The sequence below is a fragment of the Streptomyces sp. NPDC030991 genome, assembly GCF_055571235.1.
This window is the reverse complement of record NZ_JBVIFR010000003.1, coordinates 477,907-498,649: the sequence shown is the minus strand read 5'-3', so window position 1 is coordinate 498,649 and position 20,743 is coordinate 477,907. Positions and strand designations below refer to the sequence as shown.

18 protein-coding genes and 1 tRNA gene are annotated in these 20,743 nt (G+C 71.6%); 11 read left to right on the top strand and 8 right to left on the bottom strand.

Annotated elements, in window-relative coordinates; translation table 11 throughout:
- Window positions 1-30 precede the first annotated feature (30 nt).
- The 4 genes from mmsA to ACZ45E_RS08350 all read left to right on the top strand — a co-directional run bounded on the left by mmsA (window position 31) and on the right by ACZ45E_RS08350 (window position 7,160).
- Window positions 31-1,539, top strand: a complete 1,509-nt coding sequence (mmsA, locus tag ACZ45E_RS08365) for a CoA-acylating methylmalonate-semialdehyde dehydrogenase (RefSeq protein ID WP_468218088.1) — start codon at window positions 31-33, stop codon at window positions 1,537-1,539.
- Window positions 1,540-1,950: 411 nt separating this feature from the next.
- Entirely contained in the window at window positions 1,951-3,369 is a 1,419-nt protein-coding gene (locus ACZ45E_RS08360; protein ID WP_468218085.1) for an APC family permease, read from the top strand.
- Window positions 3,370-3,531: 162 nt separating this feature from the next.
- Window positions 3,532-6,273, top strand: coding sequence for an alpha/beta fold hydrolase (locus ACZ45E_RS08355; protein WP_468218083.1), 2,742 nt, complete (start codon window positions 3,532-3,534; stop codon window positions 6,271-6,273).
- Window positions 6,270-7,160: an ABC transporter permease gene (locus ACZ45E_RS08350; protein ID WP_468218080.1), complete on the top strand. Its 891-nt coding sequence runs from the start codon at window positions 6,270-6,272 to the stop codon at window positions 7,158-7,160. Before ACZ45E_RS08355 ends, ACZ45E_RS08350 begins: the two co-directional genes overlap by 4 nt.
- Window positions 7,161-7,385: 225 nt before the next feature.
- Here ACZ45E_RS08350 and ACZ45E_RS08345 read toward each other — a convergent pair whose 3' ends face one another.
- Both ACZ45E_RS08345 and ACZ45E_RS08340 read right to left on the bottom strand, forming a co-directional pair.
- Entirely contained in the window at window positions 7,386-7,583 is a 198-nt protein-coding gene (locus ACZ45E_RS08345) for a DUF397 domain-containing protein (RefSeq protein WP_468218078.1), read from the bottom strand.
- Window positions 7,584-7,594: 11 nt separating this feature from the next.
- Window positions 7,595-8,446, bottom strand: coding sequence for a helix-turn-helix domain-containing protein (locus ACZ45E_RS08340; protein WP_468218076.1), 852 nt, complete (start codon window positions 8,444-8,446; stop codon window positions 7,595-7,597).
- A 168-nt stretch (window positions 8,447-8,614) separates the two neighbouring features.
- Here ACZ45E_RS08340 and ACZ45E_RS08335 point away from each other — a divergent pair, with 168 nt between their 5' ends.
- Window positions 8,615-9,106, top strand: coding sequence for an ATP-binding protein (locus ACZ45E_RS08335; RefSeq protein WP_468218074.1), 492 nt, complete (start codon window positions 8,615-8,617; stop codon window positions 9,104-9,106).
- Here the strand turns inward: ACZ45E_RS08335 and ACZ45E_RS08330 are convergent.
- Window positions 9,069-10,289, bottom strand: coding sequence for an acyl-CoA dehydrogenase family protein (locus ACZ45E_RS08330; protein ID WP_468218072.1), 1,221 nt, complete (start codon window positions 10,287-10,289; stop codon window positions 9,069-9,071). The two genes, ACZ45E_RS08335 and ACZ45E_RS08330, sit on opposite strands and share 38 nt — an antisense overlap.
- Window positions 10,290-10,302: 13 nt before the next feature.
- The gene (locus tag ACZ45E_RS08325) at window positions 10,303-10,770 is read right to left on the bottom strand and encodes an SCP2 sterol-binding domain-containing protein (RefSeq protein ID WP_468218069.1); all 468 of its coding nucleotides are present in this window, start codon (window positions 10,768-10,770) and stop codon (window positions 10,303-10,305) included.
- Window positions 10,771-10,882: 112 nt separating this feature from the next.
- Between ACZ45E_RS08325 and ACZ45E_RS08320 the strand changes: the two genes are divergently transcribed.
- A complete protein-coding gene (locus ACZ45E_RS08320; RefSeq protein ID WP_468218068.1) occupies window positions 10,883-11,596 on the top strand; it encodes a TetR/AcrR family transcriptional regulator in 714 nt (237 codons plus the stop codon).
- Between the two features lie 7 nt (window positions 11,597-11,603).
- Here the strand turns inward: ACZ45E_RS08320 and ACZ45E_RS08315 are convergent, their stop codons facing one another.
- A complete protein-coding gene (locus ACZ45E_RS08315) occupies window positions 11,604-11,744 on the bottom strand; it encodes a hypothetical protein (protein WP_468218065.1) in 141 nt (46 codons plus the stop codon).
- A gap of 32 nt (window positions 11,745-11,776) precedes the next feature.
- On the opposite strand from ACZ45E_RS08315, the gene ACZ45E_RS08310 reads away from it, so the two are divergent.
- A complete protein-coding gene (locus ACZ45E_RS08310; protein ID WP_468218063.1) occupies window positions 11,777-13,726 on the top strand; it encodes an AMP-dependent synthetase/ligase in 1,950 nt (649 codons plus the stop codon).
- Window positions 13,727-13,827: 101 nt separating this feature from the next.
- On the opposite strand, the gene ACZ45E_RS08305 is transcribed toward ACZ45E_RS08310, so the two are convergent.
- Together ACZ45E_RS08305 and ACZ45E_RS08300 are read right to left on the bottom strand one after the other, a co-directional pair.
- Window positions 13,828-14,673, bottom strand: a complete 846-nt coding sequence (locus tag ACZ45E_RS08305) for a DUF4097 family beta strand repeat-containing protein (protein ID WP_468218060.1) — start codon at window positions 14,671-14,673, stop codon at window positions 13,828-13,830.
- A 391-nt stretch (window positions 14,674-15,064) separates the two neighbouring features.
- Window positions 15,065-15,505: a cytidine deaminase family protein gene (locus ACZ45E_RS08300; RefSeq protein ID WP_468218058.1), complete on the bottom strand. Its 441-nt coding sequence runs from the start codon at window positions 15,503-15,505 to the stop codon at window positions 15,065-15,067.
- Between the two features lie 174 nt (window positions 15,506-15,679).
- On the opposite strand from ACZ45E_RS08300, the gene ACZ45E_RS08295 reads away from it, so the two are divergent.
- The gene (locus tag ACZ45E_RS08295) at window positions 15,680-15,901 is read left to right on the top strand and encodes a hypothetical protein (RefSeq protein WP_324776050.1); all 222 of its coding nucleotides are present in this window, start codon (window positions 15,680-15,682) and stop codon (window positions 15,899-15,901) included.
- A gap of 136 nt (window positions 15,902-16,037) precedes the next feature.
- Here ACZ45E_RS08295 and ACZ45E_RS08290 read toward each other — a convergent pair.
- A tRNA-Arg gene (locus ACZ45E_RS08290) sits at window positions 16,038-16,110 on the bottom strand.
- Window positions 16,111-16,473: 363 nt separating this feature from the next.
- On the opposite strand from ACZ45E_RS08290, the gene ACZ45E_RS08285 reads away from it, so the two are divergent.
- The 3 genes from ACZ45E_RS08285 (at window position 16,474) to ACZ45E_RS08275 (ending at window position 20,631) form a co-directional block, all read left to right on the top strand.
- On the top strand, window positions 16,474-18,120 hold the full coding sequence (locus tag ACZ45E_RS08285; protein ID WP_468218056.1) for a dynamin family protein: 1,647 nt from the start codon (window positions 16,474-16,476) through the stop codon (window positions 18,118-18,120).
- Between the two features lie 5 nt (window positions 18,121-18,125).
- Window positions 18,126-20,024 carry a YfjP family GTPase gene (locus tag ACZ45E_RS08280; RefSeq protein WP_468218054.1) on the top strand — a complete coding sequence of 633 codons (1,899 nt, stop codon included), beginning with the start codon at window positions 18,126-18,128 and terminating at the stop codon, window positions 20,022-20,024.
- A 124-nt stretch (window positions 20,025-20,148) separates the two neighbouring features.
- Entirely contained in the window at window positions 20,149-20,631 is a 483-nt protein-coding gene (locus tag ACZ45E_RS08275; RefSeq protein WP_468218052.1) for a single-stranded DNA-binding protein, read from the top strand.
- Window positions 20,632-20,743: the final 112 nt, after the last annotated feature.

Genomic DNA, 20,743 nt, shown 5'->3' with positions numbered 1-20,743 from the left:
ACGCTGTAGACGCAACCAGGAGTCGCCCCTATGTCTGACACGAAGTTGGTCCACCACTGGATCGGCGGCAAGACCGTCGAGGGCGTATCGGGCAACCACGGCCCGGTGACCGACCCCGCGACCGGCGCCGTCACCACGCACGTCGACTTCGCGAGCGCCGACGAGGTGGACGCCGCGGTCGCCGCCGCCAAGGAGGCGTACGCGAGCTGGGGGACCTCCTCGCTCGCCCGGCGCACCGAGATCCTCTTCCGGTTCCGCGCGTTGCTCGACGCCAACCGGGACGCCATCGCCGAGCTGATCACCGCCGAGCACGGCAAGGTGCACTCCGACGCGCTCGGCGAGGTCGCCCGCGGCCTGGAGATCGTCGACCTCGCCTGCGGGATCAACGTGCAGCTGAAGGGCGAGCTGTCGACCCAGGTCGCGAGCCGCGTGGACGTGTCGTCGATCCGCCAGCCGCTCGGCGTCGTCGCGGGCATCACGCCGTTCAACTTCCCGGCGATGGTGCCGATGTGGATGTTCCCGCTCGCCATCGCGTGCGGCAACACGTTCGTCCTGAAGCCGTCGGAGAAGGACCCCTCGGCGTCGGTGAAGATCGCCGAGCTGCTCTCCGAGGCCGGCCTGCCCGACGGCGTCTTCAACGTGGTGCACGGTGACAAGGTCGCCGTCGACCGCCTCCTGGAGCACCCGGACGTCGCGGCGGTCTCCTTCGTCGGCTCCACGCCGATCGCCCGCCACATCCACGCCACGGCCTCCGCCAACGGCAAGCGCGTCCAGGCGCTCGGCGGCGCCAAGAACCACATGCTGGTGCTGCCCGACGCCGACCTCGACGCCGCCGCCGACGCGGCGGTCTCCGCGGCCTACGGCTCGGCCGGCGAGCGCTGCATGGCCATCTCGGCCGTGGTCGCCGTCGGCCCGGTCGGCGACGAACTGGTCGCGAAGATCAAGGAACGCGCCGAGAAGATCAAGATCGGCCCGGGCAACGACCCGGCCTCCGAGATGGGCCCGCTCATCACGGCCGTCCACCGCGACAAGGTGGCCTCCTACGTCGCGGGCGCGGCGGCCGACGGCTGCGAGGTCGTCCTCGACGGCACCGGCCACACGGTCGAGGGCCACGAGGACGGCCACTGGATCGGCCTCTCGCTGCTCGACCGCGTACCGACGTCGGCGAAGGCGTACCAGGACGAGATCTTCGGCCCGGTGCTGTGCGTGCTGCGCGTCGACACCTACGACGAGGGCGTGGCCCTCATCAACGCCTCGCCGTTCGGCAACGGCACGGCGGTCTTCACCCGGGACGGCGGCGCCGCCCGCCGCTTCCAGCTGGAGGTCGAGGCCGGCATGGTCGGCGTCAACGTCCCGATCCCGGTCCCCGTCGGCTACCACTCCTTCGGCGGCTGGAAGGACAGCCTCTTCGGCGACCACCACATCTACGGCAACGACGGCACGCACTTCTACACCCGCGGCAAGGTCGTCACCACCCGCTGGCCCGACCCGTCCGAGACCCCGGCCGGTGTCGACCTGGGCTTCCCCCGCAACCACTGATCCCCACCCGCCCACGTGCCCCGGTCCGCCCCTCACGGCGGGCCGGGGCACACGCATGATGTCCGCACTGCGGACAAATTCCGGTGAGATTCGGAGCCCCGGCTGCGGTTCCCGTACGTAGGGGACGAATGGTGCGACGCAGGCGTACGAGCCACAACGCCTTGCTTAGCAAGGTCAACTAGCAAGTTCAAGGGATTGAACACGGCCGACTTTGCGAACAGCTAAGGAAGCGCCGGAAGTTGAGAAAGGTGACGAGTGCGGAATCCGCAGGGAAACGGGCGTTGACGTTCCGGATAGCGGCGGGGTTCGATGACGCGCCGGGAGCGGACGTACCACCCCTCACCACAGCCCGTCGGAGGCGATAGCGCTCTCGCCCGAACCACTGCCGCACACGTCGATCGGAACCGCTCCATGACCGACACGCTCCGCCCCACCGCCGCCGCCCCCTCGGCGGTGGAGCCCTTGCCGGAGACGGCGACGGAAGGCTCAGAAGGTTCCCCCCAGACGCTCAAGCGTTCCATCGGCGTCGTCGGCGGCACCCTGCTCACGCTCTCCTGCGTGACGCCCGCCTCCACGCTCTTCGTCGTCGTGCCCGACCTGTTCGGCTCGCTCGGCACCGCCACCGCCCTCACCATCGCGATCGGCTCGCTGCTCTGTATAGGCGTCGCGTTCTGCTACTCGGAGCTGGGCACGCTCATCCCCAGCGCGGGCGGCGAGTACGCCATGGTCTCCACCCTCGCGGGACGACTCGCCGGCTGGCTGGTCTTCGTCCTCTCCCTGCTCGTCGTGATGATCGTGCCGCCGGTGATCGCCATGGGCACCGCCGACTACCTGGCCCCCCTCGTCCACCTCGACCCGTCGGTCGCGGGCGCAGGCGTCATGCTGCTCGCCACCCTCGCCGGCCTCCTCGACCTGCGCGCCAACGCGTGGATCACCGGCGTCTTCCTCGTCCTGGAGGTCATCGCGGCCGCCGTCGTCGCGGTCCTCGGCTTCACGCACGCCGAGCGCGGCGCGGGCGCCCTGGTCTCCATGCAGGTGGCGGGCGGCCACGGCCACACGGACACGGTGACGGCGATGCTGGTGGTGTCCGGCCTGGCCATCGCCCTCTTCGTCACCCAGGGCTTCTCCACCGCCGTCTACCTCTCCGAGGAGCTGGAGAACCCCCGGACCTCCGTCTCCCGCACGGTCCTCGCCACGCTCGCCATCTCCACGGTGATCATCCTCGTCCCCGTCGTCGCGATCACCATGGGCGCCAAGGACCTCTCGGCGCTCACCTCCGGCGACATCGGCTCCATGGTCGAGGCGTGGTCGAACTCGGCCGTCGGCACGTTCGTCTCGCTCTGCGTCGCCCTCGCCATCATCAACGCGGGCATCGTCATGGTCATCCAGAACTCCCGCGTCCTGTTCGCCTCGGCCCGCGACAAGGCATGGCCGAAGCCGGTCAACCGGGGCCTGTCGAGGCTCGGCCGGTTCGGCTCCCCGTGGGTCGCGACCCTCGTCGTGGGCGTGCCCGGCGCGGCCCTCTGCTTCGTCAACCTCGACACCCTGTACGGCGTGACGGGCGTCTCCGTCACCGGCATGTACGTCCTCGTCGCCGTCGCCGCGCTCCTCGCCCGCCGCGGCCCCCACCGCGACCGGTCCGCCTGGCGCATGCCGCTGTGGCCCGCGGTCCCGGTGCTCCTGATCGTGGTGCTGGTGTACGTCCTCAGTCAGCAGGAGGTGGCGTACCTGCTGTGGACGGGCGGCATCACCGCGGTGGCGACGCTCTACTGGGCGCTCTACCTGAGGCCCCGCCCACAGACGCGCTGGGTGATCACCGTGCCGGAATGACCCCGGACGCGAGCCCCTCCGACGGTTGAGGAGCGGGGGCCGGGGAGGCGCCGGTCTACCACGCCTGCGGTATGCGGCGGCCGGACTGTACTACCCCGGGAGGTCAGGGGGTTCCGACCGGGGGGTGCGGTGACTGTCGGTGGCGGCACATACCGTTGACGTATGGATCTACGAATCGGCGCATGGCGCGAGCGAGTACGCGGGAAGCCGCGACGGTTGACCGCCGTCGCCGCCGCCCTGGTGGTGCTCGCGGGGGCCGGGACCTGGTCCGTCGCCGCGGCCACGTCCTCCGACGGCGGGGCGGCCGTGCACCGGCAGGACCGGACGATGCCGATGGGCGGCGGCGTCCGGATCAAGACCTCGTACTTCACCTCGGGCGACACCCGCCACAAGCGGCCCGCCGTCCTGCTCGCCCACGGCTTCGGCGGCAGCAAGGCCGACGTGCGGGGCGAGGCGGAGAAGCTCGCGAAGGACGGGTACGCGGTACTGACCTGGTCGGCGCGCGGCTTCGGCGGCTCCACGGGCAAGATCGGGCTCAACGACCGGCGCGGCGAGGTCGCCGACGTCTCCCGGCTGATCGACTGGCTGGCGAAGCGGCCCGAGGTGCGGCTCGACAAGGCGGGCGACCCACGCGTGGGCGTCACCGGCGCCTCGTACGGCGGCGCGGTCTCGCTGCTCTCCGCCGCGTACGACAAGAGGGTCGACGCGATCGCCCCGCAGATCACGTACTGGAACCTGGCGGACGCCCTCTTCCCGGACGGCGTCTTCAAGAAGCTGTGGACCGGCATCTTCTTCACCACCGGCTCCGCCGACATCGGCGCCCGCACCAGCGAGGCCGGACTGCACTGCGGCCGCTTCCAGGCCGAGCTGTGCGCCATGTACCAGCGGGTCGCCATGGCCGGGAAGCCGGACGCCCGGGCCCGCGAACTCCTGGAGGAGCGCAGCCCGTCCGCCGTCGGCGACCGCATCAAGGTGCCCACCCTCATCTCGCAGGGGCAGACCGACTCCCTCTTCCCGCTGAGCCAGTCCGACGCGATGGCCCGGCAGATCAAGGCCAACGGAGCCCCCGTCGACGTCGACTGGATCGCGGGCGGGCACGACGGCGGCGACATGGAGAGCGACCGCACCGAGCACCGCGTGACCTCCTGGTTCGACCGGTACCTGAAGGACGAGGACGTCGACACCGGACCCGCGTTCCGCGTGACCCGCACCGGCGGCGTCGACTCCACCGACGGCGCGGCCACCGTGCGCGGCGCCAGCGGCGACAGCTACCCGGGGCTGCGCGGCGAGGACCGGGTCTCCGTGCCGCTGAAGTCCGCCACCGAGACGTTCCAGAACCCGCCGGGCGGCTCCCCGCCGTCGATCTCCTCGGTCCCCGGCCTGGGCAGCGCGTCACAGCTGTCGTCGTCGCTCGGCGTCGGCCTCTCGCTCGACTTCCCCGGCCAGTTCGCCCGGTTCGACTCGGCGCCGCTGCGCAAGTCCGTGCGGATCACCGGCTCCCCGACGGCCACGGCCCACGTGAAGTCCTCCACCGGCACCGCCGTCCTCTTCGCCAAGGTGTACGACGCCGGGCCCGGCGGGGCGCGCCAGCTCCTGCCCTCCCAACTCGTCAGCCCCGTCCGGGTCACCGGAGCGGGCGGAGCCGGCAAGGACGTCACGTTCGCCCTGCCGGCCATCGACCACCAGGTGCAGAAGGGCCACACCCTGCGGCTCGTCCTGTCCGCGACGGACCTCGGCTACGCGTCCCCGGCACAGTCCGCGACGTACCAGGTGTCGGTCACCGGCGGACTCAGCCTGCCGACCGCGCCCGGCGCGAAGACGGCGGCCGCGCCACTGCCCGCCTGGGTGTGGTGGCTGCCGGCCGGCGCGGTCGTCCTCGCGGCGGCGCTCCTGCTGACGGCCCGCAGGCGCACCACGGCGCCCGCACCGGACCCGGCCCTCGCCGAAGTCCCCCTCCAGATCACCGGCTTGAGCAAGCGGTACGCGAAGTCGAACGATCGGTACGCGGTCCGCGACGTGTCCATCCGCGTCGAGAAGGGCCAGGTCCTCGGCCTGCTCGGGCCGAACGGAGCGGGCAAGACGACGACCCTGCGCATGCTCATGGGGCTCATCGGGCCCGACGCGGGCGAGATCCGCGTCTTCGGCCACGCCATCCGCCCCGGCGCCCCCGTGCTCTCCCGGGTCGGCGCCTTCGTCGAGGGCGCGGGTTTCCTGCCGCACCTCTCCGGCCGGGAGAACCTGGAGCTGTACTGGCGGGCCACCGGCCGCCCGCCCGGCGACGCCCACCTGGAGGAGGCGCTGGAGATCGCCGGGCTCGGTGACGCGCTCGCCCGCGCGGTGCGCACGTACTCGCAGGGCATGCGCCAGCGGCTCGCCATCGCCCAGGCCATGCTCGGCCTGCCGGACCTGCTCATCCTGGACGAGCCGACGAACGGCCTCGACCCGCCGCAGATCCGCGAGATGCGCGAGGTGATGATCCGGTACGCGCGCGGCGGCCGCACCGTCATCGTCTCCAGCCACCTGCTCGCCGAGGTCGAGCAGTCCTGCACCCACCTCGTCGTGATGGACCGGGGCCGCCTCGTGCGCGCGGGCCGCGTCGCGGACATCGTCGGCTCGGGCGACACCGTGCGCGTCGGCCTGGCCGGCGACGTCTCCGACCCGCTCCTGGAGAAGGTGGCCGCGCTGGAGGCGGTGGAGTCGGCGGTCCGCGCCGACGACGGCCTGCTGATCCGGCTCGCCCCCACGCCCGCCGGCACCGCGGGCGACCTCGCGGACCCGGGCCCGGGCGACGCCGCGGCCCGGCTGCTGACCGGCCTGGTCCGGCTGGACGTACCGGTGAAGTCGTTCGGCCCGCACCGGCGACTCGAGGACGCGTTCCTGACGCTGATCGGAGGTTCCGCGTGAGCGGCACCGGCACCAACCTGTCCACCGCGCCCGTCCCGCCCGTCGCCGGGCACGCCGACGGATACCGGCCCGGGCGGACCCTGCCCCTGCGGGTGGAGCTGGCCCGGCAGGTGAAGCGGCGGCGCACCCTCGCCATGGGGGCCGTGCTCGCGCTGCTGCCGTTCGTGCTCGTCGCCGCGTTCGCCATCGGCGGCGAGCCGGGCGGCCGCAGCGGGCGGACCACCCTGATGGACACCGCCACCGCGTCCGGCGCGAACTTCGCGGCGACGAGCCTGTTCGTCTCCGCCGGGTTCCTCCTCGTCATCCCCGTCGCCCTGTTCTGCGGCGACACGATCGCCTCCGAGGCGAACTGGTCGAGCCTGCGCTACCTGCTCGCCGCCCCCGTGCCACGCGCCCGGCTGCTCTGGTCCAAGCTCACCGTCGCGCTCGGGCTCAGCCTCGCCGCGATGGTGCTGCTTCCGGTCGTCGCGCTCGGCGTGGGCACGGCCGCCTACGGCTGGGGGCCGCTGGAGATCCCGACCGGCGGCGCCCTGTCGGCGGGCACGGCGGCGCAGCGGCTGCTCGTCGTCGTCGCCTACGTCTTCCTCTCCCAACTGGTCACCGCCGGACTGGCGTTCTGGCTGTCGACGAAGACCGACAACCCGCTGGGCGCGGTCGGCGGCGCCGTCTTCCTGACCATCGTCGGCAATGTCCTGGACGCGGTCACCGCCCTGGGCGACTGGCGCGACTTCCTGCCCGCGCACTGGCAGTTCGCCTGGGCGGACCTGATCCAGGCGCAGCCCGAATGGGGCGGCATGATCCAGGGGGCGGCGGTCTCGGTGGCCTACGCGGTGGTGCTGTTCGCGCTGGCGTTCCGCGGGTTCGCGCGAAAGGACGTGGTGTCGTAACGCCGCTCCCGTTGCCGTTGCCGTTGCCGTTGCCGGGTGGCGCCCGGGTCTCCGGAGGATCACCCTTCACCCGTGCGGGCTCCGTCGACGGTCACCGACATCCTGGCCGGACGAGACGGCCCTGACCGACCTGGCGCCGAGGGCCGAGCCCCTGTCGGCGGAGACGGAGGACGCGGATGTCAGGGCGCTGGCCGAGGCGGTGCGGGCGGCGGCGGGGCTGCGCGATCAGTAGGCGTCGAGCGCGCCGCCACGCAGGGCCCGGGTGAACGCGACCCAGGCGGGCCGGGTCACTGTGGTGTGCGGCAGGCCCGGGTCCTTGGAGTCGCGGATGGCGATGAGGTGGGGGGTGGGGGTGGCGACCTCGACGCAATTGTTCGCCGACGCCTCCGAGTAGGACGACTTGACCCACTTCAACTCGGCCACACCGGCTTTCTTCAGAGCTCCTTGGCGATACCGAGGATGGCATCCCTCGACCGCTGCGGATTCAACGCTACTTGTTCGACCGCGTCCAGGCGCCGCCTGAAATTGGCCAGCTGAGTGGGGGAGTCGAAGAAGACAGCGCCGATCGGGGAGTCGACCTGCACGGTGTCCACCAGGGGGCTCTCGGCGGCGGCGTACAACACGGAGTCCCCAGCCATGGGGAACTCGCCCGCGCTGAACGGGATCACGAGCAAGGTGACGTTCTCGCGCTCGCTCTCCTCCAGCAGGCGCGCGAGTTGGGCCCGCGCCACGTCCCGGCCACCGACCCGCATGCGCAGTGCTGCCTCGTGGATCAGGCCCCGGTACCGCACCGGCGGGGTCTTGGTGAGCACACGGTGCCGCGCTTGCCGTTGCGCGATGCGCAGTTCCACCTCAAGACGCGGCAACGCCGGAATGAACAGGTCGAACAATGCGCGGGCGTGTTCCTCGGTCTGGAACATGCCTGGGAGATGGGCCGTCTGGAGAGTGCACAGAGCGACGGCGTGATGTTCCAGCTCGGCCAGGTCGAGGAAGTCCTGCGGGACCTTGCCCCGATACTCGTCCCACCAGCCCCGCGTCCGGCCCCCGGTCATGGCGGCCAGCGCGTCGATCAGCTCGGCGTCGTCACACTCGTAGATGCTCGCGAGACGGCGCAGCCGCTCCTCGCTGATGCCGAAGCGGCCCGACTCGATGTTGCTGATCATCGTCCGGTCGGATCCGAGGCGTTCCGCCGCGACGAGGGCCGACAGACCGGCCGCGTCGCGCATCCGCCGTAGCTCGGTGCCGAACCGCCGCTGACGAACAGTAGGTGTGTTGCGTGGTGCCATGAGTGAACTCCTTGTCCCGCGCGCACAGTTTGCCGAGCGGCGGGGACCTGGTCCACCGGAAACGGAAAGTAGACCCGTTTTAGTTAACTGAGTACCACGTGTTTTAGAGGAGGCTCTAGGGTGTGTGACGCAGGCCACTTAAGCGGCCCCACTCTCACGAGGTGAACGATGGACACCATCCTCGACATCCACGACACCACCCCCACCCGAATCGGCTGGGACGCCTCCACGCTCGACCCGGACCGCCCTGTCACCCAGGCCCGCCACCGAACCCGCACCTGGGTCCAAGAACACTGGCGGCTGCCGGAGTTGGCGGACTCGGTGGAGCTGGCGGTGACGGAGCTGTGCACCAACGCGGTCCGGCACGGCGGTGGACTGGCCGGGCTGGAGCTGATCCTGGCGATGCCCCGCGTGTACGCCCCGCCGCTGCTGCGCGTGCTCGTGACGGACCACGCGCCCGGACGGGAGCCACAACTGGCAACCAGTAGAGATGACTTGCTGAGCGAGGGCGGCCGGGGCCTGCGCATGGTGGCGACGCTGGCGCGCCGTTGGGGCTGGCACCGGACGGGGTTCGACGAGAAGCAGGTGTGGTGCACGTTCGAACTGCGGGACCGGACCGGCCCTAGCGGATCTGCCGCCCCGAGATCGCCCGGGCGATGACGAGACGCTGAATCTCGCTCGTGCCCTCGAAGATCGTGTAGATCTTGGCGTCCCGGTACATCCGCTCCACCGGGTGCTCCCTGCTGTACCCCGCGCCGCCGAGGACCTGGATCGCCTTCTCGCTGGCGGCGACGGCGAGTTCACCGGCCCGGAGCTTCGACATCGAGCCCTGCCCGGCGTCGAAGACCTTGTCGTTGCGGGCCATCCAGGACGCCTGCCAGATCAACAGCCGGCACGCCTCGATCTCGGTGCGCAGATCGGCCAGGGCGAACGCGATCGCCTGGTTCTCGATGATGGGGCGGCCGAACGCCTCCCGGTCGCCCGCGTACTCCAGGGCGTACTCGTACGCGGCGCGCGCGATCCCGAGCGCCTGGGCGCCCACGGTCGGCCGGCTCACCTCGAACGTCGACATCGCGGCCTGGCTCCGGCCACCCGCGCCCCGGGTGCCTTCGCGGGCCCGGGCGAGTCGCGCGTCCAGCTTCTCCTTGCCGCCGAGCAGACAGTGCCCGGGGACGCGTACGTCGTCGAGGAAGACGTCGGCGGTGTGCGACGCGCGCAGCCCCAACTTCCTTATCTTCTTGGCGCCTTCGAGCCCCGGTGTGCCGGGCGGCACGATGAACGCGGCCTGTCCGCGCGATCCCAGCTCGGGGTCCACGGACGCCACGACCACGTGTACGTTCGCGATCCCGCCGTTGGTGATCCAGGCCTTCTGGCCGCTGAGCACCCACTCGTCCTTGGCCTCGTCGTAGCGGGCCCGCGTCCGCATCGCCGCCACGTCGGAACCGGCCTGCGGCTCCGAGACGCAGAACGCCGCGACCTTCGGGTCCGCCTCGTCGCCGAAGCACTGCGGCACCCACTCGACCAGCTGGTCGGGCGTACCGGACGAGAAGATCCCGGCGACCGCGAGCGACGTACCGAAGAGCGCCATGCCGATGCCCGCGTCGCCCCAGAACAGCTCCTCGTTGGCGATCTGCAGCGAGATCCCGCTCGGGTCGCCGAAGAGTTCCGCCAGGGACTCGAACCCGTATAGGCCGATCTTCGCGGCCTCCCGGATCACGGGCCAGGGCGTCTCCTCCCGCTCGTCCCACTCGGCGGCGGCGGGCCGCACCACGTCGACGGCGAATCCGTGCACCCAGTCGCGCAAGTCGCGCTGGTCCTGGTCCAGTTCGAGAGAGAAAGCCATGGTGTCGCAGCCCCTATGCCTTCGGGATGTCGAAGTAGCGGGTCAGACCTGCCGCGAGCGCGACGTCACCGGCGATCTTCACCTTGCGCAGCATGAACATCGTGACCGGAGAGGAGTTGCCCGACACCAGCTTGAGGAAGTCGGCGTCGCCCATGACGAGCGTGACGCGCGGCTCCGTTTCCGACCGGCCCTCGGTGACCGCGCACGTGCCGTCGGCGATCCTCGTCTCGTAGACCGCGTCGGGGTTGTCGCCCTGGCCGGTGACCTTCCAGCGGATGAGCGCCTCCAGGGACCCCGCGACCTCGGGCTTGAACTGCCGCTCCATGCGCCCGAACACTTCCTTCAGGACGCGTCGGCGCAGGGTGGTGTCCTCCGCGATCTCGTTCATCTCCTTCGCGGACAACCCCTTCACGATCCGCGCGAACTCCTCGGGCGTGACGCTCGCGAAGTCGAGGGCCGCGATGTCGTCGGCACCGCTCATTGGGACTCTCCTAGGTTCTCCGGGTCTCCGGGGTGGTCCGGCCTGGGCTTTCTTACTAACTAGTAAGCTTACTGATTGGTAAGGTTACGGCGACGTAGGTAGGCTGACAAGAGTGACGGGGACACCGGGAGCGGCTCAAGGGCGCACGGCGGCGCGACGCAAGCGCGTGCCGCGACAGGAGCGCGAGCAGCAGATCATCGACGTGGCCGTACGGGTCTTCGCCAAACGCGGCTACCACGCGGCGTCCGTCGACGAGATCGCCGAACTCGCCGGAATCTCCAAGCCGATGGTCTACCTCTACCTGGAGTCCAAGGAGGGCCTCTTCCTCGCGTGTCTGCGCCGCGAGGCCGAGCGGCTCGTCGCCGCGTTCCAGGAGGCGGCCCGCGGCGCGGGCGACGCACCCGAACTGCGGCTCTACGCGGGCCTGTCGGCGTTCTTCGCGTTCGTCGCCGAGCACCGTGACAGCTGGGTCGTCCTGCACCGCCAGGCCTCCGAGCTGAGCGAGGCGATCACCGGCGCCGTCGCGGAGGCCAGGCGCGCCGTCATGGCCGAGGTGGCGGGGCTGGTCAGGGACGGCATCACGGACAGCGGCCGGGGCGGCCGACTCGGCGCGGAGGACGCCGACTTCGTCGCGCACGCGCTGGTCGGCGCGGCCGACTCGCTCACAGACTGGATGGAGCGCAACCCCGGCCAGCCGCCCGAGGGCATCGCCCTGCGCCTGATGAACATGGTGTGGGTCGGCATGCGCGACGTCCTCGACGGTGAGGCGTGGCTGCCCGAGGCGTGCACGGGGCGAGGGCCGGCCGATTCGCGCACCGCCCATTGAATTTTCCTTACGCGTGAGTAAGTTGACTGCTGAGTAAGTACGAGCCGAGCACCACTTCCCGTACCAGCACCACCTCCAGCACCGCCATCACCAGCACCAGCATCGCTATCACCAGCACCAGCACCAGCACCAGCACCGGCATCACCACAACCGCCAGCCGCCGCGCGACCGGGAGCCGTCATGGGCGTACGCAAGGATCTGAAGCGGGCCAGGAACCGCGCCGACCTGGCCGACCGCGGCAAGCCCGAACTGGTCAGGGACGAGCGGGGCGTGGTCCGCGAGGCCCGCACCGCCGCGCTCGCCACGCCCCCGCCGGACGGCTCCACGCCCGCCGACATCCCGTTCGTGAACGCCGCCGAGGCACCGGACACCGTCGTCGTACGGCGCAAGGACCCCGCCGGGCCGGGGGAGACAGGGCAGTGGCGGCCGGTCACCGCCGCCGCGTTCGCCCGCGAAGTGACCGCCGCGGCGAAGGGGTTGATGGCCGCCGGACTCGAACCGGGCGGGCGCGTCGCCCTGATGTCGCGTACGCGCTACGAATGGCAGGTCCTCGACTTCGCGATCTGGGCGGCGGGCGGCCAGACCGTACCGATCTACGCGACCTCCGCCCCCGAACAGATCGAGTGGATCGTGCGGGACTCGGGCGCCCGCATGCTGATCGTGGAGACCCCCGAGAACGCGGTCGCCGCCGAGACCGGCCTCGCCGCCCTGCCCGACGCCGACCGGCCCCGCGTCTGGCAGCTCGACAGCGGCGCGATGGCCCAACTCGGCGCCCTCGGGCGGGAGATCGACGACGACGAGGTCACCAAACGCCGCACGGCCCTCACCCCCGACACGATCGCGACCATCTGCTACACCTCGGGCACCACGGGCCGGCCCAAGGGCTGCGTCCTCACGCACGGCAACCTGTACGCGGAAGCCGCGAACACCGTCGAACTGCTGCACCCCATCTTCAAAGCCGTCACCGGACAGGCCGCCTCGACCCTGCTCTTCCTGCCCCTCGCCCACATCCTGGGCCGGACCATCCAGGTGGCCTGTCTGCTCGCCCGGATCGAACTCGGCCACTGCCCGAGCATCAAACCGGACGAACTGCGGCCCGAACTCCGTTCGTTCCGACCGACGTTCGTGGTCGGCGTGCCCTACCTCTTCGAGAAGATCCACGACACCGGGCGGGCCACCGCGGAGAAGATCGGACGCGGCGCGTCGTTCGACCGGGCCGACCGGATCGCGGTCACGTTCGGCGAGCGCAGCCTGGCGAGACTCATCGAAGGGAAGAAAGGCCCCGGACCCGGACTCACCCTCGCCGCCGGCCTCTACGACCTGCTCGTCTACCGCCGCGTACGCAAGGAACTCGGCGGCCGCCTCCGGTACGCGATCAGCGGCGGCTCCCCCCTCGACCGCGGCCGCAACCTCTTCTTCTACACCGCCGGAATCGTCATCTACGAGGGCTACGGCCTCACCGAGACGACGGCCGCCGCCACCATCACCCCTCCGCTGCGCCCCCGGCCCGGCACGGTCGGCCTGCCGGTGCCGGGCACCACGGTCCGGATCGCGGACGACGGGGAAGTGCTCATCAAGGGTCCCATCGTCTTCGGCGCCTACTGGCAGAACGCGGCGGCGACCAGTGAAGCCCTCGACCCGGACGGCTGGTTCGCCACGGGCGACCTCGGCGCACTCGACGACGACGGCTACCTCACCATCACCGGCCGCAAGAAGGACATCCTCGTCACCAGCGGCGGCAAGAACGTCTCCCCCGCCGTCCTGGAGGACCGGCTGCGCAGCCGCTCGCCGGTCGGGCAGTGCGTCGTCGTCGGCGACAACCGCTCCTACGTCGCCGCCCTCATCACCCTCGAACCGGAGTCCGTCGCCCACTGGCTGAGCGTACGCAAACTGCGCGCGGACACCCCGCTGTCCGAGGTGATCCGCGACCCGCGGATGGTCGAGGCGGTGCAGAAGGCCGTCGACTTCGCCAACGAGGCCGTCTCGCGGGCCGAGTCCATCCGTAAGTTCTCCCTGGTGGAGGGCGAGTTCACGGAGGAGAACGGGTTGCTGACCCCCTCCTTGAAGATCAAACGGAGGGAGGTCATGGCGGCGTACGCGAGGGAGGTGGAGGAGCTGTACGAGTCTTGAGAGCTCTGGAGGCTCTGGAGGCTCTGGAGGCTCTGGAGGCTCTGGAGGTTTCGGAGGTCTGGAAGGTTCTGGAGGGAGGGCGGTGGGGTGCGGGCCGGGCCTCAGACGCGGACGCGGCGGACGTCGATGTTGCCGTAGCGAGTACGGGCGCGGACCTCGACGGTCTCCTCCGACGTCACCGGGCTCCCGGACTCGGAGAGCGCGTTGTGCACGCGGCCCGCGCCCGAGTTGACGTCGAGCCAGGCGGCGGTGCCCTCGCGGACGCCGATCTCGATGGCGCCGTAGCCGGTCTCCAACTGGGCTTTGCCGCGGGTGAGCTGGGCGACCCGTACCGTCCCGTGGGCGGTGGTCGCGGCGACGGACCCGCCGGCGTTCTCGACCATGATGTCCCCGTGGGCGCCGCTGACGCGCAGGTCGCCGCTGATGTCGCCGACGAACGTGGTGCCGTGCGAGTTCTTCAGCACCGCCGCACCGTCGACCGTCCCGACACGCAGACTGCCGGAGCTGGTGGTGATCTCGGCGGGGCCCTGGACGTGGTCGACGCTGATACTGCCGTGCGAGGCGGTCAGCCGCAGCGGCCCCGTCGACTCCAGACGGACGTCGCCGGACGAGGTCTTCACCCGCACCTCACCGAGCCGCCCCTCCCCGCGCACCTCGGTCCAGGCGCCGGACGCCTCGACCTCGGAACCGGTGGGCAGTGCGACGACGATGTCGACGGCGCCGGTCCGGCCGAAGAGGTGGCGCTGCTTGGGCGTCCTGACGTGCAGGACGCCGCCCGCGTACGTGACCTGGGTCTGCTCGGACGTCCGTATGTCGGCGTCCTTCTTGGGGTCGCGCGGCGTCACGTCGACGACGGTGTCGGAACGGTCGGCCGCGACGAACCGGATCGATCCGGCCTCTACGCGGGCCGTGACCGAGATGGCGGAGGGGGAGTCGAAAGAAGGCATGGCTGTCCCGTCGTCGTGAGCGATGAGGAGATGAGGCGCGGTGTTCGTGCCGCCGTGACGTCATAGTGGCATCACTATGGCGCCAGACGCAAGGCCGGCGCGGGTGGGGGTCGCGGTTTCGACGTCGGAGCCACGGGTCCGGGCTCGGCCTCACCTCCCCGTCCCTGTTCTGGGTAGGGCGTGAGCCGCTGAGGGGTGCGCCGGAGGGTGAGCTGGGTGCTGCTAGGTGGTGCCTCATGGCGCCGAGCGGCATCACTGTGGGCCACTCGGTGCCATTAGGTGCCAAGTAAACGCCAACGGGGACGCCATACTGTCCTGCGCCGGAGGATGTGTCCGGGGTGAACTCGATGACGACAGCCACGGCCGCAACCGCGGCCGCGGCCCCGGCGGGTTACTCGTCCCGCGGGGCGTCGAGCTGATGGTCGGCCCAGACGTAGGTGAGGGGGAGCAGCTCACTGATCGGCACGGCGCGCAGCTGCTCTCCTCCCCGGCCGCCGTCTCCCACGATGACCTCGATGTGGGGGAAGTAGTCGAGCATCGCCTGCCGGCAGCGCCCGCACGGCGGGATGACGCCCCGTTCGCGATCGCCCACGGCGACCATGGTGTCCAGCTCGTACGCGCCCTGGGCGGCGGCGGCACCGATGACGACGAGCTCCGCGCAGGGGCCGCCGGTGAAGTGGTAGGCGTTCATCGCGGTGATGATCCGGCCGTCCCGGGCGCGGGCGGCGGCGGCCACGGTGTGGTTGTCGCCGTGGGCGTGGGCACGGGCGACGCGGGTGGCGGCCGTGACGAGCTCGTGGTCGATGCCGGGTACCTGTGCCTGCGCGGTCATGATCTCCACCTGGGTAGGGGCCGCCGGGCGTTTCCGGCGGGCCGAGTGCTTCGTCGTCCCGCCGAACCTTCGCAAGATCCGGGGCGCGCCGTGGGCGCGGGTTCCGCTTCGTTGCCTTACTGGTTCCTTACGGCCTGACATTTGGAGGCTCCGGGGGCGCATACTGGCAACACGATGACGAAGCCCTCCGCGCCCCGACGCCACCTGCCGACAAGCCCCTTCAACGCTCCGTCCGCCGCTCCCCCCAAGCACTTCGCCCTGGGCGACCGGGTCACGCATGACCGGTACGGCCTGGGAAGGATCATCGGCGTCGAGAACGGCGTCGCGATGCTCGTCGACTTCGGTTCCCGCCAGGCCCGCATCAGCAGCCCGTACACGCACATGGACAAACTCTGACGTTCGCGTACCAGGCGAAGCCCCGGACTCTTCCCACGATCGGTGGGGGAGGGCGCCGGGGCTTTGTCGTATCAGGCGTCGCCGGGCGCCGCAGGGCAGACAGAAAGGCCCTGCCGAAGCAGGGCCTGTGAAGAGGCGCCCCCGGCAGGACTCGAACCTGCGGCCAAGCGCTTAGAAGGCGCCTGCTCTATCCACTGAGCTACGGGGGCCGGTGTGTGGCCGGTGGCTCGGACGGATGTGGGGGTGATCCGTGACCTTGCCGGGGACAAGGATAGGGCTCCCGGGTCCCGGTCCTTGCTGCTTCGCCTCCGTGGCTTGATGTGGAGGTTCAGTGAAGCGGAACTGATAATCGCAGGTAGGTACGAATCGCGCACCGCTTTTGACGTCTCACGCCACGGGTGTTGTGCACTCGTTATGCCTGCGCCCCCTGCCTCCCCTTCCGTCCCGCTGTGTGCTTCCTGTGTGGTATCGGGTGCCTTGTTCGGGGTCTCGTACCCGCCGACCGGTGCCTATTCCGCGCGCTCGGTGGTCATATGCTTCAGAATGCGTCCTAAATTGGGCATTCTTCGCATGTGGTGACCTTGGACGTACGGCCTCAGCTGCTCGACGCACTTACCGCGCTGCGCGACCGTGTCGCCGCCGCGCGCTTCCCGTTCCCCCTCGCGGGGGCCCCACGGGCGCGCGCCGATCGCGGTGAGTTGCTCGCCCAGCTCGACGATTATCTGGTGCCCCGCCTGCGCACCCCCGAAGCGCCGCTGCTCGCGGTGATCGGCGGTTCCACCGGGGCCGGCAAGTCGACCCTGGTGAACTCGCTCGTGGGGCGCGTGGTGAGCGAAGCGGGCGTACTGCGGCCGACGACCCGTACCCCCGTGCTCGTCTGCCACCCCGACGACCACCACTGGTTCGCGGGGATGCGGGTGCTGCCCGACCTCACGCGCGTGTGGGTGCCCCGCCAGGCGGACGGCGAGGCCGACGGCGAACCCGGGGACGAGGACGACGCCCTGACGCCCCTCCTGGAGGACGGGGAGCGGGCACTGCGGGTGGAGACCGCGAGCACGCTGCCGCGCGGGCTCGCCCTGCTGGACGCCCCGGACGTCGACTCGCTCGTCGCCGAGAACCGGATGCTGGCCGCCCGGCTGATCAGCGCCGCCGACGTGTGGGTCATGGTCACCACCGCCTCCCGGTACGCCGACGCCGTGCCCTGGCACCTGTTGCGTACCGCCAAGGAGCACGACGCCTCGCTGGTCACCGTGCTCGACCGCGTCCCGCACCAGGTACTCGCCGAAGTGTCGCGACAGTACGGCGCCCTGCTCACCAAGGCGGGGCTCGGCGACGTACCCCGGTTCACCGTGCCCGAACTGCCCGAATCGACGGGCGATGGCGGCCTGCTGCCCGCTACCGCCGTCGCACCGCTGCGGGCCTGGCTCACCCATCGCGCCCAGGACCCGCACGCCCGCGCCCACGCGGTGACCCGCACCGCGCGCGGAGCGCTCGACTCGCTGCGGGTCCGGATGCCCGAACTGGCCGCTGCCGTCGCCGCCCAGTACTCCGCCGCGGTCCGCCTCGCCACCGCCGTCGACGAGGCGTACGACAACGAGCACGCGCGCGTACGCAGCAGGCTGCACAGCGGCGCGGTACTCACCGGCGACGCCCTGAAGCGCTGGCGCAGCTACCCGCTGGACTGCTCGGCGGGCGAACTGCTCGACGCGCTCGTCGAGAGCCTGGGCGCCCTCCTGCTGTGCGCGGTGACCGCCGCCGACGAACGGATCGAGGAGACATGGCGCCGGGAGCCCGCGGGCGCCGCCCCCGAACTGGCCCGGCCCGGCCCCGAACCGGAAGGCGCCGAGCACCGCATCGGGCTCGCCGTACGGCGATGGCGGCGGGTCCTGGAGGAGTACGCCGAGGAAGAAGTGCGCGCCTACGGGGACACGCAGGGTTCGTCGCCGCTCGACCCCGAGGTCGTCGCCGCGCTCGTGGCCACCAGGCTGCTCGGCGGGCGACGGGCCAGGAGCGCGGGGGAGACCCTCGCCGACCGGCTCGGCGCACAAGGCGCCATGCGGCTGCGCGAACGCGGCCAGGAGCTGCTGAACGACTACCTGGACACCGTCCTCGACGTGGAGCGCGAGCGCCGGCTCGCTCCGGTGGACTCCCTCGGCGTCGGCCCCGAACCCCAGGCCGAACTGATCGCGGCCCTGTCGTTGCTGCAGAAGGAGAGGTGAGGACGGTGACCACCGTCACGGACCACTCGGATCGCACCTATCACGGTGATCCCGTCCACCACGTCGAACAGGCCGGTGGCACCGACGGCGCTGGGGACGCCGACAGTGCCGGTCACGGTGGCGGCGTCGCTCACGCGGAGCCCGGCGTCCGCACCGAACGCGCCGAACCCTGGGGCGACGGGCTCATCGCGCGCCGCGCCGGAGGAGCACCCGGCGAGACGCTGAAGACGCCGCCCACGCGCCCGGGAACGTACGACGGACAAGGCGACGCGGAGCTCAAGCAGCGGCTCGAAGCGCTGGACGAACTCGTCGGTCTCTCCCGTACGCGGCTCGACGCGGCGACCCTCGCCGAGGCCGGGCGCGTACTGGACGAGGCCGCCGCCCGGCGACGACTCTCCACCCGGCACACCGTCGTCGCCGTCGCCGGGGCCACCGGAAGCGGCAAATCGACACTGTTCAACCGGCTGGCAGGCGTGGCCCTCTCGGAGACCGGACTGCGCCGCCCCACCACGTCCGCGCCGATCGCGTGCAGCTGGACGGACGGCGCGGCGGGGCTGCTCGACCGGCTCGGCATCCCCGGACGCGCGCGGAGGCGGCCGCTGCAACGGCCGCACGGCGAGGCGGCCCTGGACGGCCTCGTCCTCGTCGACCTGCCCGACCACGACTCCGCCGCTCCCGCGCACCGCGAGCAGGTCGACCGGGTGCTCGCCCTGGTCGACGCCGTCATCTGGGTCGTCGACCCCGAGAAGTACGCCGACGCCATGCTGCACGAGCGGTATCTGCGCCCCATGGCCGGGCACGCCGAGGTCATGTTCGTCGTCCTCAACCAGATCGACCGGCTGCCCGGGGACGCCGCCGATCAGGTCCTCGACGATCTGCGGCGCCTGCTCGACGAGGACGGCGTCGCACTAGGCGAGCACGGCGAACCCGGCGCCACCGTGCTGCCCCTGTCGGCCCTGACCGGTGAGGGAGTCGGTGAACTGCGCGACGCGCTCGGCCAGTTCACGGGCGAGCGCCGGGCCACCGCCCGACGGATCGCCGCCGACATCGACGCCGCCGCCGACCGCCTGCGACCGGTCTACGGCGCCGGACGGCAGACCGGGCTGAGCGAGGAGGCCCGCGAGGAGTTCGCCGACCGGCTCGCCGACGCGGTCGGCGCCGCCGCCGCCGGCCAGGCCGCCGAACGCGCCTGGTCCCGCGGCGCCAACCGGGCGTGCGGCACCCCCTGGCTCAGGCTCTGGCGCTGGTACGAGGCACAGCGCACCCTGACCGCGCCGGTCGCGCCCCCCGAGGCACCCGCCGACGAGGAGGCCACCGCCCGGCAGCGCGTCGAGCACGCGGTACGGGCGGTCGGTGACGCCGCCGCGACCGGGCTGCCCGCCGCCTGGGGGCAGGCGGTGCGGGAGGCCGCCGCTCGGGGCGCGGAAGGGTTGCCGGAGGCGCTCGACGAACTCGCCCTGGACACCGAGTCGCCGGTCGGGGCCGGAAGCCGGGGCTCCGTCTCCGTGGCGCCGTACGGGAACGGGGGGCGGCCGCCACGGCCCGGCTGGTGGCCGGTCGCCGTGTTCGTCCAGGTGTCCATGACCGCGCTGCAAGTGCTCGGCGCACTGTGGCTGGTGGCGCAGAGCATCGGCGTCGTCCCGGCGAACCTGCCCGTGCCCCTGCTGATGATGGCGACCGGGATCGTGGGCGGCCCCTGCGTCGAGTGGTCCTGCCGGCTGGCGGCGCGGGGACCCGCGCGGCGGTACGGCCAGGAAGCGGAACGGCGCCTGCGGGACACGGCCGCGGCATGCGGCAGGGCCCGCGTCCTGGACCCCGTCGCGGCGGAACTGCTGCGGTACCGGGAGGTGCGGGAGCAGTACGTGCGGGTGACCGGGAAGTGCGGGAGCAGCGCGTACGGGTGACGGGGTTTTCCACAACTGGCCGGTAGGACACAGGCGTCGGCGTGGTCGGCGGGGCCGGGGCAGTCTGGGGATCGCGGTTCGGGGCGGGCTCGGGCCGCGATGTGGACGGGGAGGGACGTACGACATGAACGAGACGCTGCTGACCGTGGTGGGGAACGTCGCGACGACGCCGGTGTACCGGGAGCTGCCGACAGGGCCGGTGGCACGGTTCCGGCTCGCGGTGACCCCACGCCGATTCGACGCGGTGCAGAACACGTGGGTGGACGGGCACACGAACTTCTTCACCGTGTGGGCCAAGGGGCCGCTCGGCGCCAATGTGCAGGGCTCGGTGTCGATCGGCGAACCGGTCATCGTGCAGGGCAGGTTGAAGGTGCGGGACGAGGAGAGGGGCGGGCAGCACTGGACGTCGGCGGACATCCAGGCGACGGCGGTCGGGCACGATCTGTCACGCGGCACGTCGGCGTTCCGCCGGGCCGCCAACAGGAGGACGGCCAGGGGCGCGGAGGGGAAGGGCAGCGGGGGAGTCGACGGCGACGGGCTGCAACAGGCGCGGGACGAACCGTCGTTCGAGATCGAGCCGGAACCCGCGCCGGAGCCGGTCGGGTGAGGACCTGGGGCAACGGACTGAGGTGTGGGCCTGAGCTGCACGCTCGGGCTGAACGCTTGGGCTGTCGACCGGTTGACCGAAGTGCGGCTTATCGACGACTGCGTACCGGCGA